Genomic DNA, 14,038 nt, shown 5'->3' with positions numbered 1-14,038 from the left:
AGACCGGGCTCACTCCTCGCCGTCGGCGTCCCCGTACCGGGGGTCGACGGTCTCCGGGGTGAGGCCCAGCACCTCGGCGACCTGCTCCACGACCACGTCGTGCACGAGCGCCGCGCGCTCGTCGCGCCCCTTGGTACGGATCTCCACGGGGCGCCGGTAGACGACCACGCGCGCGGGCGTCCCGTCCCGCGCGGGCACGATGCCCCCGAGCGGCACGGTGTCGGCGCCCCACGCCTCGTCCTCGGCGGTGAGCCGCGGCACCTCCAGGATGAGGAAGTCGACCTCGCCCAGCTGCGGCCAGCGTCGCTCCAGCCGCTCCACGGAGTCCTGCACGAGGTCCGCGAAGACCTCGGCGCGGCTCGCCGACAGCGGCACCTGCGGCGGTGCCACGGGACCGCGCATACCGCGCCCGTGCCGGTCGCGGCGGCGCGGGCGCGGCTCGGCGGGGGAGTGCGGCGGTACCCGCGCGTCGGGCGGTACCGGGTTCTCGGCGTCGGCGGACCTTTCCATCACCGACGCAGCGTAGTCCTCCGGGGCGGCCGGGGCGGGTCGGCTCCGCACAGAGCGCCGCATGTCTCTTCCTGACCGATCAAGCCAATCTCGGGCCTGATTCCATATCCCTCCCGGACCGTTGCCCGCACGACTTGTGGAGCAATGTGCCCCGAGTGGTGACCGCTTTCACCTGTCCTGCGGGCCCGGGAGCACGGTTCGGCGCAGGTCATGAGGGAGCCCCTGAGGGCCCGTGTGGGGCGTATCACGTGGCGACACGGTGGGGTGACCTCGGGGAGAGTCGTCGCGGCCCGCTCAGGAGTGCGGTACCGTCCAACGTCGTGAGCCCTGTACGTCGCTGTTCGCGCACCGCTTGCGGCCGTCCCGCCGTCGCGACGCTGACGTACGTCTACGCCGACTCGACCGCGGTCCTCGGCCCGCTCGCCACCTACGCCGAACCCCACTGCTACGACCTGTGCGCCGAGCACTCCGAGCGCCTCACCGCGCCGCGCGGCTGGGAGGTCGTCCGCCTCACCGACGCCAGTGCCCCCGCCCGCCCCAGCGGCGACGACCTGGAGGCCCTGGCCAACGCCGTGCGTGAGGCGGCCCGCCCCCAGGAGCGCGCCGCCGGAGCCGGCGGCTCCGGCGGCCGGCAGGCGGACCCCATGGAGGTCGCCCGCCGCGGCCACCTCCGGGTGCTGCGCTCGCCCGACAACTGACGACCACGCTTCCAGAACGCATGAACGCGTGAACAGGTGGACGCGTAAACGGGCACACGGGCGGATGCGGCAACAGTCGCGCTTTCACGGGATCTTCGCGGTCGCACGCGTTGACCCGTGATTGTTGAGGACACGACGATTTCGCCACCCGACTCCGGGATTCCGGGAGGCGCTCGTGTTCGTCCAGCAACTGGAGCCGGTCGACGGCTCGCTCGGCCTGTCCGCCCTCATCGCCACGCTGCCCCTCATCACCGTCCTCGTCCTGCTCGGCGCCGTCCGCATGAAGGCCCACCGAGCCGGTCTGATCGGCCTGTCCGTGGCGGCCCTGGTCGGCCTGCTGGTCTACGGCATGCCGCTCGGCCAGACCGTCTCCGGCGCCGCGCAAGGCGCCCTGTTCGGCCTCTTCCCCATCATGTGGATCGTCGTCAACGCCCTGTGGGTGTACCGGATGACCGTCCGCACCCGGCACTTCGACATCCTGCGCCGCTCCTTCGGGCGGCTCTCCGACGACCCGCGCATCCAGGCCCTCGTCATCGCGTTCTGCTTCGGCGCACTCCTGGAGGCCCTCGCCGGGTTCGGGGCGCCGGTGGCCATCTGCTCGGTCATGCTCGTCGCGCTCGGCTTCGACCCGGTCAAGGCCGCGGTCGTCTCCCTCGTCGCCAACACGGCGCCCGTCGCCTTCGGCGCCATGGGCACGCCCGTCGTCACCCTTGCCCAGGTCACCGGTCTCCCGCTGGACGCGGTCGCCTCCGTGGTGGGCCGTCAGACGCCGCTGCTCGCCCTGGTCGTGCCGCTGCTGCTGATCGGCCTGGTGGACGGCCGGCGCGGCCTGCGCGAGACGTGGGTGCCCGCCCTGGCCTGCGGTCTCGCCTTCGCCGTCGTCCAGTTCGCCGCCGCCGACTACGTCTCCGCCCAGCTCGCCGACATCGGCGCCGCCCTGGCCGGCGCGGGCGCCCTGGTGGCCGTCCCCGGCGCGCGCAGGCCCGCCGCCGAACCCGTACGCGCCGCCGTCCTCACCGGCGTACGCAGCGAGGACCTGGACCAACAGGACCCGCGGCCCGACGTGCTGCGCGCCTACGCCCCCTACGCGCTCATCGTCGTCGTCTTCTCCGTCGCCCAGATCCCGGCCGTCAAGGACTGGCTGGCTCACGCGAACCAGGTCGTCGACTGGCCGTTCCTGAACGTCGCCGGGCCCGACGGCGAACCGGTGAGCGGCAACGTCTTCACGCTGCCCCTCGTCTCCACCGGCGGCACCCTCGTCCTGCTCGCCGGAGTGGTCACGGCCGCCGTGCTGGGCGTCCACGCGCGCGTGGCGGTGCGCGAATGGCTGGAGACCTGGTACGAACTGCGGTTCGCGATCCTCACCGTCACCAGCGTCCTCGCCCTCGCCTACGTGATGAACCTGTCGGGGCAGGCCGCCACCATCGGGCACTTCGTGGCCGCGGCGGGCGCGGGACTCGCCTTCCTCTCCCCGGTCCTCGGCTGGTTCGGCGTCGCCGTCTCCGGCTCCGACACCTCGGCCAACGCCCTCTTCGGCGCCCTTCAGGTGACCGCGGCCCGGCAGTCGGGTCTGTCGCCCGAACTCCTCGCGGCGGCCAACAGTTCGGGCGGTGTCCTCGGCAAGATGATCTCGCCGCAGAACCTGACGATCGCCTGCGCGGCGGTCGGACTCGCGGGCCGGGAGGGCGACTTGCTGCGCAAGGTGCTGCCGTGGAGTCTCGGCCTGCTCCTGGTGATGTGCCTGATCGTGTTCGCCCAGAGCACGGTCGTCCTGTCCTGGATGCTGCCGTGAGCGGTGCGGCCGCTCCGAGGCGCGCTCGGGGTGGAGCGCCTTGTTCCGAGCCACGCTCTATGCGAGGAATGCGGGGTTCGCGGCTGAGGGCCGGTCCGGCCAGGTAGTTTGTGGGCTCGTTCGTTCATGGGTCCGTCAAGGACACTCCAGGAGGGCTGGTCCGGCCGTGGCTGCTGATCTGTCGCAGATCGTGAAGGCGTACGACGTGCGAGGGGTGGTCCCGGACCAGTGGGACGAGGAGCTCGCCGCCCTGTTCGGCGCCGCCTTCGTCCAGGTCACCGCCGCGACGGCGATCGTGGTCGGGCACGACATGCGCCCCTCCTCGCCCGGCCTGACCCGGGCCTTCGGGCGCGGGGCGGCGGCGCTCGGCGCGGACGTCACGGAGATCGGCCTGTGCTCCACCGACCAGCTGTACTACGCCTCGGGCGCGCTCGGACTGCCCGGCGCGATGTTCACCGCCTCGCACAACCCCGCGCGGTACAACGGCATCAAGATGTGCCGGGCCGGTGCGGCCCCGGTGGGCCAGGACACCGGTCTGACCGAGATCCGCCGGCTCGCCGAGGAGTGGAGCGAGGCGGGCGCCCCGGAACCCGCCGCGACGCCGGGAACCCTCGCGCGGCGGGAGACGTTGGAGGAGTACGCGGCGCACCTGCGCGCCCTGGTCGACCTCACCGCCATCCGCCCCCTGAAGGTCGTGGTCGACGCGGGCAACGGCATGGGCGGGCACACCGTGCCGACCGTCTTCGCCGGCCTGCCGCTCGACCTCGTGCCGATGTACTTCGAGCTGGACGGCACGTTCCCGAACCACGAGGCGAACCCGCTGGACCCGGCGAACCTCGTGGACCTCCAGGCCCGGGTGCGCGCCGAGGGCGCCGACATCGGCCTGGCCTTCGACGGCGACGCGGACCGCTGCTTCGTGGTCGACGAGCACGGCGACCCGGTCTCCCCGTCCGCGATCACCGCCCTGGTCGCCTCCCGCGAGCTGGCCAGGAACGGCGGCTCGGGCACGATCATCCACAACCTGATCACCTCCTGGTCGGTGCCCGAGGTGGTGAAGGAGAACGGCGGCACGCCCGTCCGCACCCGGGTCGGCCACTCCTTCATCAAGCAGGAGATGGCCACCAGCGGCGCGATCTTCGGCGGCGAGCACTCCGCGCACTACTACTTCCGCGACTTCTGGAACGCCGACACCGGGATGCTCGCCGCCCTCCACGTCCTCGCGGCCCTGGGCGGCCAGGACGGCCCGCTCTCCGCGCTGGTCTCCTCCTACGACCGCTACGCCGGCTCCGGCGAGATCAACTCCACCGTCGCCGACCAGCCCGGCCGCCTCGCCGCCATCAGGTCCGCCTACGCGGACCGCCCCGACACCACCCTGGACGAACTGGACGGCCTCACGGTCACCTCGACCGACTGGTGGTTCAACGTCCGCCCCTCCAACACCGAGCCCCTCCTGCGCCTGAACGCGGAGGCGCGCACCACGGCGACGATGGAGAAGATCCGGGACGAGGTCCTGTCCCTGATCCGAGCCTGAACGCCTCCGGCGGTCGCGGAAGTAGGGGCGGGGCCCAAGCGATCCGGGCCGCGCCGCGCCTCCCCGCCTTTCCGGCGGTTGCGCAGGGTGCCGGGCTCGGCGATCCCGGCCGAGCCGCACCTCCCCGCCTCTTCGGCGTTTGTGCAGGGTGCCGGGATCAGGTGGTCCGGGCCGGGCCGCTTCTCCAGCGGTTGCGGAGAGTGCCGGGCTCGGCGATCCCGGCCGAGCCGCACGTCCCCGCCTTTCCGGCGGTTGCGGAGAGAGCCGGGCTCAGCGATCCCGGCCGGGCCGCGCCTCCCCGCCGCTTCGGCGTTTGCGCAGGGTGCCGGGCCCAAGCGATCCGGGCCGAGCCGTACGTCCCCGCCTGTGTGGCGGTTGCGGGCCGAGCCGGATCTCCCAGCCCGTCCGGCGTTTGAGGACGAGCCCTTGAGGCGATCGACCCGCACGTCAACACCGCCGCCACGCTCCACCCCGCGCAACAGCACCCCGGCCCACCCGACCCCGGCCCCCAGACACCGCTGGGCCCCGCCCGGGGCCCCGCGCCCAGCGGTAGGCTGACCAGGCCACAAGACACCGTCAGGCACCCACCCGTACCCCGAAGGGAACCCCCATGCCGCTCGAAGCCGGCCTCCTGGAGATCCTCGCCTGCCCGGCCTGCCACGCCCCCCTCAAGGAGGCCGACGCCGAGCTGCTCTGCACCGGCACGGAGTGCGCCCTGGCCTACCCCGTCCGCGACGGCATCCCCGTCCTCCTGGTCGACGAGGCCCGACGCCCCGCGTAACCCGTTCCCGCGAGCAGGAGGCCCGACGCGATGTTCGACGAAACGCTCCTGGACGACACCGAGGCGCTGGCCAGGGCCGACCGGCGCGGACTGCTGCGCGGCGCCGCCGAGGCGGGCGCCCGCGTCCGCACGGCGGTCCGGCACGCGGCCGAGGCCGGCATCACCGAGCTGAAGCCGGACGGCCGCCCGCGCGCCGTCCTGATCGCGGGCCCGGGCACCGCCGCCACCGGGGTCGCCGAGCTGATCGGCCGGCTGGCCGGCGCGGCCTGCCCGGTGATCCGGCTGCGCCCCACCGGCGTCGCCCCCGCCGCGGGCGCCCTGCGCTGGGACCTGCCCGGCTGGGCCGGCCCCGTCGACCTGCTCCTGATCGTCTCTCCGGACGGCACCGAGCCCAGCCTCTCGCTCCTGGCCGAACAGGCGTACAGGCGCGGCGTCACCGTCGTCGCCGTCTGCCCCGCCGGCGCCCCGCTGACCGAAGCCGTCGCCGGCGCCCACGGTCTGCTCGTACCGATGGCCACGTCCCCGTCCGACCAGGACGAGTCGACCGCGCTCTGCGCGCCGGGCGTGCTCTGGGCCCTGCTCACCCCGCTCCTCGCCCTCCTGGACCGCACCGGCCTGCTCTCCGCGCCGGCCGAGTCCCTGGAGAAGGCCGCCGACCGCCTCGACCGCACCGCCGAGCGCTGCGGCCCGGCCGTCGCGCTCCACAGCAACCCGGCCAAGACCCTCGCCTCCGAACTCGCCGAAGCGCTCCCGCTGATCTGGACCGAGGGCGCGGCCGCGGGCGCCGCGGGCCGCCGCTTCGCCGCCGCCCTCGCCGAGCTGGCCGGACGGCCCGCGCTCGCCGCGGACCTGCCCGAGGCGATGCCCGCCCACGGCGCGCTCCTCACCGGCGGCCTCGCGGCGGGCGCCGACCCCGACGACTTCTTCCGCGACCGCGTCGAGGTGGGCCAGGCGCTGCGCGCCCGCGTCGTCCTGCTCCGCGACCGCCCCGTCGACGGGCTCTCCGCCGCCTTCGCCGCCCGCGAACTCGCGCTCTCCCACGACGTCGCGATCAGTGAGCTGGAACCGGAGGAGGGCGGCGACCTGGAGAGTCTCGCGGAGCTGATCGCCGTCACGGATTTCGCCGCCGTTTACCTGGGCCTCGCCTCCGGGACCTGACCCGGCCCCGACCCTGTACCCGCCCGGCCCCGCGTACGTACGGAGAAGAACGCCTGATGGACCGCCTCACCAACACCGTCCGCCCCTACGCCTGGGGCTCCACCACCGCCATCCCGCACCTCCTCGGCACCGAGGCGACCGGTGAACCCCAGGCCGAGATGTGGATGGGCGCCCACCCCGGCGCTCCCTCGCGCACCGAGCGCGGCCCGCTCGACGAGGTCATCGCCGCGGACCCGGCGGGACAGCTCGGCGCGGCGGCCGTCGAGAAGTTCGGCCCGCGCCTGCCGTTCCTGCTCAAGCTGCTCGCCGCGGGCGCGCCCCTCTCGCTCCAGGTGCACCCGGACCTCCAGCAGGCGAAGGAGGGGTACGACGCCGAAGAGGCCGAGGGCGTACCGGTCACCGCGCCCGAGCGCAACTACAAGGACGCCAACCACAAGCCCGAACTGATCTGCGCCCTCACCGAGTTCGACGGCCTGTGCGGCTTCCGCGCGCCCGAGGAAGCGGCCCAGCTGCTCGACGGGCTCGGCGTCGACAGCCTCAAGCCCTACGCCGACCTGCTGCGCGCCCACCCCGAGGAGGCCGCGCTGCGCGAGGTCCTCACCGCCGTCCTGAGCGCGGACCGGGACGAGATGGCGCACACCGTCGCCGCGGCGGCGGCCGCCGCCCGGCACCTCGGCGGCGCCTACGAGCCGTACGCGGGCATCGCCCACCACTACCCCGGCGACCCGGGCGTCATCGCCGCGATGCTGCTCAACCACGTCCGGCTGCAACCCGGCGAGGCGCTGTTCCTCGGCGCGGGCGTCCCGCACGCCTACCTGAACGGCCTGGGCGTCGAGATCATGGCCAACTCCGACAACGTCCTGCGCTGCGGCCTGACCCCCAAGCACGTCGACGTCCCCGAACTGCTGCGCATCGTCCGCTTCGAGGCCACCGACCCCGGCGTCCTGCGCCCCGAGGCGTCCCCCGGCGGCGAAGAGGTCTACGACACGCCCATCGACGAGTTCCGCCTCTCCCGCTACGTCCGTCCCGAGGGCGCCCCCGCCCACGACCTGACGGCCGGCACCCCGCAGATCCTGCTCTGCACGGCCGGTTCGGTCCGCGCCGGCGGCCTCGACCTCGCGCCCGGCCGGTCCGCCTTCGTCCCCGCGGGCGAAAAGGTAGAAATGTCCGGGACCGGCACGTTTTTCCGCGCGACCGTCGTGGCCTGACTCCTGCCCCTCCCGTCCCGTGCTGCAACAATGGCCCATCGCAAAGACAGGGCAAAGCGGCAGGCTTTCGCAGCAGCACGGCACGCGACGTACGCATGTACGCACGTACGAAGGGACACCAGGAACAACATGAGTGCTTCAGGCGGAGCAAAGGCGATCGTGGCGGCGCTCGCCGCCAACCTCGCCATCGCGGTATCGAAGTTCGTGGCGTTCCTCTTCAGCGGCTCCTCGTCGATGCTGGCCGAGGCGGTCCACTCGCTCGCCGACTCCGGCAACCAGCTCCTGCTGCTGATCGGCGGCAAGAAGGCCAAGCGCGACGCGACCCCGCAACACCCCTTCGGCTACGGCCGCGAGCGCTACATCTACGCCTTCCTCGTATCGATCGTCCTCTTCTCCGTCGGCGGCATGTTCGCCGTCTACGAGGGCTACGAGAAGATCTCCCACCCGCACGACCTGGAGCACTGGTACTGGCCCGTCGGCGTCCTGGTCTTCGCGATCATCGCCGAGGGCTTCTCCTTCCGTACGGCCATCAAGGAGTCGAACGTCACGCGCGGGTCGCTCTCCTGGGGCCAGTTCATCAAGCGCGCCAAGGCACCCGAGCTGCCCGTCGTCCTCCTGGAGGACTTCGGCGCGCTCATCGGCCTGGTCCTCGCGCTGCTCGGCGTCGGCCTCACCCTCGCCACCGGTGACGGCGTCTGGGACGGCATCGGCACGCTCTGCATCGGCGTCCTGCTCATCGCCATCGCGATCGTCCTCGCCCTGGAGACCAAGTCGCTCCTGCTGGGCGAGGCCGCCGGCACGGACGAGGTGCGCAAGATCGAGGCGGCCGTCGTCGACGGCACCACGGTCACCGGCCTGATCCACATGCGCACGCTCCACCTCGGCCCCGAGGAGCTCCTCGTCGCCGCGAAGATCGCCGTCCAGCACGACGACACCGCCGCCGAGGTCGCCCGCGCCATCAACGAGGCCGAGGCCCGGATCCGCGCCGCCGTCCCGATCGCCCGCGTCATCTACCTGGAACCGGACATCTACAGCGCGGCCGACGCCGCGAAGGGCCCGGACCGCGAAGCGACCCCCGGCGGTCCGACGTCGGCACCGGAGCACTGACCTCGCGACTACGCCGGGCGGTCGGCGGCCCGCCGACCGCCCAGGAGCGGAATCCGGCCACATTCCCGCGCCACCCTGACGGAGACGGGGTGGGGCCGACTGGGCCGATCGGTGTAGATTCGTCACGAGCCAGACGTCGCTGCTGATGGCGGTCGGGCAACCCGCGCGACGGGTCGTCCGAGGGAGAGAGGGCCTCCGACGGACTGCGCTGCGCGCGCCCGGGGACACCTGTGTTCCAGGAAGCCGCAGATCAGCCATGCGCGTACCCGAACGCGGGCATGCGCACCACGCCCACCTCGACCATCTGTCACCGCACCGAGGAGCAGCTCACACATGACTTCTGTCGCCGACCGACAGGACCAGGACTTCAAGGTCGCCGATCTCTCGCTCGCCGAGTTCGGCCGCAAGGAGATCACCCTCGCCGAGCACGAGATGCCCGGCCTCATGTCGATCCGCAAGGAGTACGCCGAGGCGCAGCCGCTGGCCGGCGCCCGCGTCACCGGCTCCCTGCACATGACGGTCCAGACGGCCGTCCTCATCGAGACTCTCGTCGCCCTGGGCGCCGAGGTCCGCTGGGCCTCCTGCAACATCTTCTCCACGCAGGACCACGCCGCCGCCGCCATCGCCGTCGGCCCGCACGGCACGCCGGACAACCCGCAGGGCGTCCCGGTCTTCGCCTGGAAGGGCGAGACCCTGGAGGAGTACTGGTGGTGCACGGAGCAGGCGCTGACCTGGCCGAACACCCCCACCGGCGGCCCGAACATGATCCTGGACGACGGTGGTGACGCCACCCTCCTCGTCCACAAGGGCGTCGAGTACGAGAAGGACGGCAAGGTCCCCTCGCCCGACACGGCGGACTCCGACGAGCACCGCGTCGTCCTCCAGCTCCTGAACCGCACGATCTCGGACGGTTCGCAGAAGTGGACCCAGCTCGCCTCCGAGATCCGAGGCGTCACGGAGGAGACCACGACCGGTGTCCACCGCCTGTACGAGATGCAGCGCGAGGGCTCCCTCCTCTTCCCCGCGATCAATGTGAACGACGCGGTGACGAAGTCGAAGTTCGACAACAAGTACGGCTGCCGCCACTCCCTCATCGACGGCATCAACCGGGCCACGGACGTCCTGATCGGCGGCAAGACCGCCGTCGTCTGCGGCTACGGCGATGTGGGCAAGGGCTGCGCGGAGTCGCTGCGCGGCCAGGGTGCCCGCGTGATCATCACGGAGATCGACCCGATCTGCGCGCTCCAGGCGGCGATGGACGGCTACCAGGTCACCACGTTGGACGAGGTCGTCGAGCAGGCGGACATCTTCGTGACGACGACCGGTAACAAGGACATCATCATGGCCTCGGACATGGCCCGGATGAAGCACCAGGCGATCGTCGGGAACATCGGTCACTTCGACAACGAGATCGACATGGCCGGTCTCGCGAAGATCGACGGGATCGTCAAGGACGAGGTGAAGCCGCAGGTCCACACGTGGACGTTCCCTGACGGCAAGGTCCTGATCGTGCTGTCCGAGGGCCGTCTGCTGAACCTGGGCAACGCGACGGGTCACCCGTCGTTCGTGATGTCCAACTCGTTCGCGGACCAGACGCTGGCGCAGATCGAGCTCTTCACCAAGCAGTCGGAGTACCCGACCGACGTCTACGTGCTGCCCAAGCACCTGGACGAGAAGGTCGCCCGGCTCCACCTGGACTCGCTGGGTGTGAAGCTGACGACGCTCCGCCCCGAGCAGGCCGCGTACATCGGCGTCGAGGTCGAGGGCCCGTACAAGTCGGACCACTACCGCTACTGAGCACCGCGCCGGTCGCATCGCACCCGACGACCGACAGGACAGGCCCCCGCACCCCCGTGCCGGGGGCCTGTCCCGTGCTCCGCGCACCGCTGGCTACGGTGGACACGCCTCCAACGGCCGCGACCACCGCTGTGACCGTGCACTCCAGCCCGGCCGCGGCCTCAGACGCGGTCTTCGCCCCAGAGTCTCCGCCCTAGAGGACCTGACGAACCCCATGCCCCGCGGCCGCTATTCGCTCCATGATCCGCACGATCACACCCCCCTCGGTGAAGAGCACTTCCACTGCGCGCCCGGCCCCTCCGGCTGGCGCTACGTCGCCCAACGGGTCACCCCCTCCGGCGAGCACGCCGGCTCGATCGACCTCGCTCTCGACGAGCTCGGCCGCCCCATCCGCCTCGAAGTCAACGCCGCGAGCTGGCAGGTACGGGGAGCCGCCATCGACGGCGTCACCTGGGTGCGCACCGACCCCACCGGCACCCACGCCACCGAAGGCAACGCCCCCGCGCACGCCTTCACCGGCACATCCCCCGCGTTCCTCATCGCCACCACGCGGCTGCTGAACCTCACCCCCGCTTCCCCCTCGACCCGCGTCCGCCTCGTCGCCCTGACGGACCCCGTCCTGGCCCCCCGCACCCTGGATCAGTCCTGGACCCTGCTGAACAGCGAAGCACACGCCACTGACAACGGCCCGCTCGTCGTGGACGCGTACCAGGTCAGCGCCCTGGACACGGGGGAGCAGCACACCGTCCACCTCAGCGGCGACGTGGTCCTGGCGGCGCCCGGCATCGAGCTGGAGCACCTGGAGACGCCCCCCTCGACCTTCGCCTGAGGCCGACGCACTCCGTGCCGGGCCCGCGTCACGCAGGCGGTGCGAATCCGGTGGCCGGCGGTCCGGCGTCCCGGTCCCGCGCCGGCGCGGGCTCCGCAGCCGCTGGGGCGGGCCCGGCGGGCGGCGGCACGGCCGAGACGCCGGGAGCGGCGAACCCCCCGCCCGCGGGAGAGCCCGGACCGCCGTACGGTCCCGGACCGCCGTAGAAACCCGGCGTGGGAGCGGACGCGGCGGCCCCCACCGCGGGCGGCACGGGGACCCCGGGCTGCCCCGGACCGCCGTACGCCCCCGGATACTGCGCGCGCCCCGCCGCGCCGAAGGCCCGCTGTGCCTCGCGCGCCTGCCGCTCGTGCACCACCGCCGCCAGGAAAGCGGCGGGCGGCACGTCGCGCGGCGCCGGCGCCCCGGTGCACGCGGCCAGATCGGCGGCGAGCCGCTCGGCCATGCCCCAGCCGACCTGCGGATCCAGCTGCCGCATCCGCGTCAGGTACTGCCGTACGGCGAGCCACAGCCCCTCCGGCACGGCGGACAGGTCCAGCTGCGCGAACCGTCCCACCAGCCACGGCGGCGGAGGCGGCACGAACGCCGCCTGCCCGGCCGGCACCCGCTCGCGCACGACGAGCGTCCCCGCGAACACATCCCCGACCCGCCGCCCCCGCGCGGAGACCAGCGAGGCGACGCAGGCCACGACCCCGAAGGTCGCCAGGATCTCCACGACGCCGACGGCCCCGCGCACCAGCGCATGACGGAACCGGATCGGCCCTCCGTCGTCGCGTACGACCCGCAGCCCGCACGCGAGCTTCCCGAGCGAGCGCCCATGGCTCAACGTCTCCACGGCGATCGGTATCCCGACCAGCACCAGCAGGAACAACGCCACGGACACCGCCGCCGACGCGGCATCGTCCAGCGACGCGGTCGCCGCCACCACAGCAATGGTCACGACGATGTAGACGAGGAACGCCACCACCAGATCGATGAGCACGGCGAGCGCCCGGCTCGGCAGCTTCGCGGGCCGCAACTCCAGTGCCACTGCCTCGCCCGTCACCAGCTCGCTCACACCGGCCACCCACCCTTCCCTGACCTGCCCTAGGAACCGCCAGTCTGCCAAGCTGAGGGCAGATCGCGCCGCACAGGTGCCGGAAACGAGGAGCAGCAGACCGGATGGACCTCGACGTCTTCGTGTCCGCCCACCGGGCCGAGTGGGACCGCCTGGACGCGCTCCTGCGCCGCCGTCGCCGGCTGACCGGCCTCGAAGCGGACGAACTGGTGAACCTCTACCAGCGCACCGCCACGCACCTCTCTCTCATCCAGTCGAGCGCCCCGGACCCGAGGGTCATCGGCCGGCTCACCCAACTCGTGGCACGCGCGCGTAGTGCCGTGACCGGTACCCGCCGCGCTTCATGGCGCGACGTCTCCCGCTTCCTCACCCACGGTTTCCCGGCGGCGGTCTACAAGGCACGCCACTGGTGGGTGCCCACCGCCCTCGTCTCCACGGCGACAGCCGCCCTGATCGGCTGGTGGATAGGGACGCACCCCGACATACAGGCGTCCATAGCCGCGCCGTCCGAACTCCGCGAGATGACGCGCCCGGGCGGCCAGTACGAGACGTACTACTCCAGCCACCCCGCGACCTCCTTCGCGGCACAGGTCTGGACGAACAACGCGCAGGCGGCGGCCATGTGCCTGGTCCTGGGCGTCTTCCTCGGGCTGCCGGTGCTGTGGATCCTCCTGCAGAACATGCTGAACGTCGGCATCGGCATCGGACTGATGACCTCCGCCGACCGCCTGGACACCTTCCTGGGCCTGATCCTCCCGCACGGCCTCCTGGAACTGACCGCGGTCTTCGTAGCGGCCGGTACCGGTCTGCGCCTCGGCTGGACCGTCATCGACCCGGGCCCCCGCTCACGGAGAACGGCACTCGCGGAAGAGGGCCGCGCGGCCATCGGCATGGCGATCGGGCTGGCCCTGGTCCTCTTCGTCTCCGGCGCCGTAGAAGGCTTCGTGACGCCGTCCGGTCTCCCCACGTGGGCCCGCATCGGCATCGGCGTCGCCGTCGAACTCGCCTTCCTGGCCTACGTGTACGTCCTTGGCGGCCGCGCCGCCCGTGCGGGCGAGACCGGCGACCTGGAGACGGCCGAACGCAGCGCCGTCCTGCCGACCGCCGCCTGATGTGCGTTCAGCTCCGCTGAGCTGCTAGTCTCCTCATCGCCCCGGAAAGACCGTTGACACGGACCGGACGGGGAGGTAGATTCGAACAGTTGCCCCGAGCTCGACAGACTCGATCGCGACCGTTAGCATCTGACGCGCTTCCGAAATAACATTCTTCGTGAAGCTCTCCCGATTGATCAGGAAAAAGAGTCGGCCAGACCGCCTCAAAACCTCTGATAAAGTCGGACCAGCCGAAAGGCGAAAGGTCACTCCAACGGCCACCGGAAATGAATTCCGAACCGGAAACGGAACGGAAAACGGATCTGGTAAGGTTGGAAACACCGAAGGGAAGCGCCCGGAGGAAAGCCGCGAGAGAGTCTCTCAGGTGAGTACAAAGGAAGCGTCCGTTCCTTGAGAACTCAACAGCGTGCCAAAAGTCAACGCCAGATATGTTGATTACCCCGTCTCCAGCCGTGATG

The 14,038-nt window shown here is 72.0% G+C and carries 12 protein-coding genes; 10 read left to right on the top strand and 2 right to left on the bottom strand.

Annotation, left to right across the window (positions count from 1 at the left end; genetic code table 11):
- Window positions 1-9: 9 nt before the first annotated feature.
- Window positions 10-402, bottom strand: a complete 393-nt coding sequence (locus ABZY33_RS27700; RefSeq protein ID WP_356494433.1) for a metallopeptidase family protein — start codon at window positions 400-402, stop codon at window positions 10-12.
- A 428-nt stretch (window positions 403-830) separates the two neighbouring features.
- Between ABZY33_RS27700 and ABZY33_RS27695 the strand changes: the two genes are divergently transcribed.
- From ABZY33_RS27695 to ABZY33_RS27655, 9 genes are all read left to right on the top strand, one after another.
- On the top strand, window positions 831-1,208 hold the full coding sequence (locus ABZY33_RS27695) for a DUF3499 domain-containing protein (RefSeq protein WP_356494404.1): 378 nt from the start codon (window positions 831-833) through the stop codon (window positions 1,206-1,208).
- A 175-nt stretch (window positions 1,209-1,383) separates the two neighbouring features.
- A complete protein-coding gene (locus ABZY33_RS27690; protein WP_356494403.1) occupies window positions 1,384-3,000 on the top strand; it encodes an L-lactate permease in 1,617 nt (538 codons plus the stop codon).
- Window positions 3,001-3,166: 166 nt separating this feature from the next.
- A complete protein-coding gene (locus ABZY33_RS27685; protein WP_356494402.1) occupies window positions 3,167-4,531 on the top strand; it encodes a phosphomannomutase/phosphoglucomutase in 1,365 nt (454 codons plus the stop codon).
- A gap of 610 nt (window positions 4,532-5,141) precedes the next feature.
- Window positions 5,142-5,312: a Trm112 family protein gene (locus tag ABZY33_RS27680; protein ID WP_356494401.1), complete on the top strand. Its 171-nt coding sequence runs from the start codon at window positions 5,142-5,144 to the stop codon at window positions 5,310-5,312.
- Between the two features lie 30 nt (window positions 5,313-5,342).
- On the top strand, window positions 5,343-6,470 hold the full coding sequence (locus tag ABZY33_RS27675) for an SIS domain-containing protein (protein ID WP_356494400.1): 1,128 nt from the start codon (window positions 5,343-5,345) through the stop codon (window positions 6,468-6,470).
- A gap of 56 nt (window positions 6,471-6,526) precedes the next feature.
- The gene (manA, locus tag ABZY33_RS27670) at window positions 6,527-7,678 is read left to right on the top strand and encodes a mannose-6-phosphate isomerase, class I (RefSeq protein ID WP_356494399.1); all 1,152 of its coding nucleotides are present in this window, start codon (window positions 6,527-6,529) and stop codon (window positions 7,676-7,678) included.
- 129 nt (window positions 7,679-7,807) lie between these two features.
- Window positions 7,808-8,785: a cation diffusion facilitator family transporter gene (locus tag ABZY33_RS27665; RefSeq protein WP_356494398.1), complete on the top strand. Its 978-nt coding sequence runs from the start codon at window positions 7,808-7,810 to the stop codon at window positions 8,783-8,785.
- A 333-nt stretch (window positions 8,786-9,118) separates the two neighbouring features.
- Window positions 9,119-10,582: an adenosylhomocysteinase gene (gene ahcY / locus ABZY33_RS27660; RefSeq protein ID WP_356494397.1), complete on the top strand. Its 1,464-nt coding sequence runs from the start codon at window positions 9,119-9,121 to the stop codon at window positions 10,580-10,582.
- A 214-nt stretch (window positions 10,583-10,796) separates the two neighbouring features.
- On the top strand, window positions 10,797-11,411 hold the full coding sequence (locus tag ABZY33_RS27655; RefSeq protein WP_356494396.1) for a hypothetical protein: 615 nt from the start codon (window positions 10,797-10,799) through the stop codon (window positions 11,409-11,411).
- A gap of 28 nt (window positions 11,412-11,439) precedes the next feature.
- On the opposite strand, the gene ABZY33_RS27650 is transcribed toward ABZY33_RS27655, so the two are convergent.
- Window positions 11,440-12,468 carry an RDD family protein gene (locus ABZY33_RS27650; RefSeq protein ID WP_356494432.1) on the bottom strand — a complete coding sequence of 343 codons (1,029 nt, stop codon included), beginning with the start codon at window positions 12,466-12,468 and terminating at the stop codon, window positions 11,440-11,442.
- 104 nt (window positions 12,469-12,572) lie between these two features.
- On the opposite strand from ABZY33_RS27650, the gene ABZY33_RS27645 reads away from it, so the two are divergent.
- Window positions 12,573-13,580: a stage II sporulation protein M gene (locus ABZY33_RS27645; protein WP_356494395.1), complete on the top strand. Its 1,008-nt coding sequence runs from the start codon at window positions 12,573-12,575 to the stop codon at window positions 13,578-13,580.
- Window positions 13,581-14,038: the final 458 nt, after the last annotated feature.

It is taken from the genome of Streptomyces sp. NPDC006552 (assembly GCF_040611655.1).
GTDB lineage: Bacteria > Actinomycetota > Actinomycetes > Streptomycetales > Streptomycetaceae > Streptomyces.
This window is presented reverse-complemented; position numbering and strand designations above follow the sequence as displayed.

Excerpts from the sequence above, each read along its gene's own strand:
- ABZY33_RS27700 (WP_356494433.1), bottom strand. The coding sequence starts at position 402 with ATGCGCGGTCCCGTGGCACCGCCGCAGGTGCCGCTGTCGGCGAGCCGC.
- ABZY33_RS27680 (WP_356494401.1), top strand. The coding sequence starts at position 5,142 with ATGCCGCTCGAAGCCGGCCTCCTGGAGATCCTCGCCTGCCCGGCCTGC.
- ABZY33_RS27675 (WP_356494400.1), top strand. The coding sequence starts at position 5,343 with ATGTTCGACGAAACGCTCCTGGACGACACCGAGGCGCTGGCCAGGGCC.
- manA (WP_356494399.1), top strand. The coding sequence starts at position 6,527 with ATGGACCGCCTCACCAACACCGTCCGCCCCTACGCCTGGGGCTCCACC.
- ABZY33_RS27665 (WP_356494398.1), top strand. The coding sequence starts at position 7,808 with ATGAGTGCTTCAGGCGGAGCAAAGGCGATCGTGGCGGCGCTCGCCGCC.
- ahcY (WP_356494397.1), top strand. The coding sequence starts at position 9,119 with ATGACTTCTGTCGCCGACCGACAGGACCAGGACTTCAAGGTCGCCGAT.
- ABZY33_RS27655 (WP_356494396.1), top strand. The coding sequence starts at position 10,797 with ATGCCCCGCGGCCGCTATTCGCTCCATGATCCGCACGATCACACCCCC.
- ABZY33_RS27645 (WP_356494395.1), top strand. The coding sequence starts at position 12,573 with ATGGACCTCGACGTCTTCGTGTCCGCCCACCGGGCCGAGTGGGACCGC.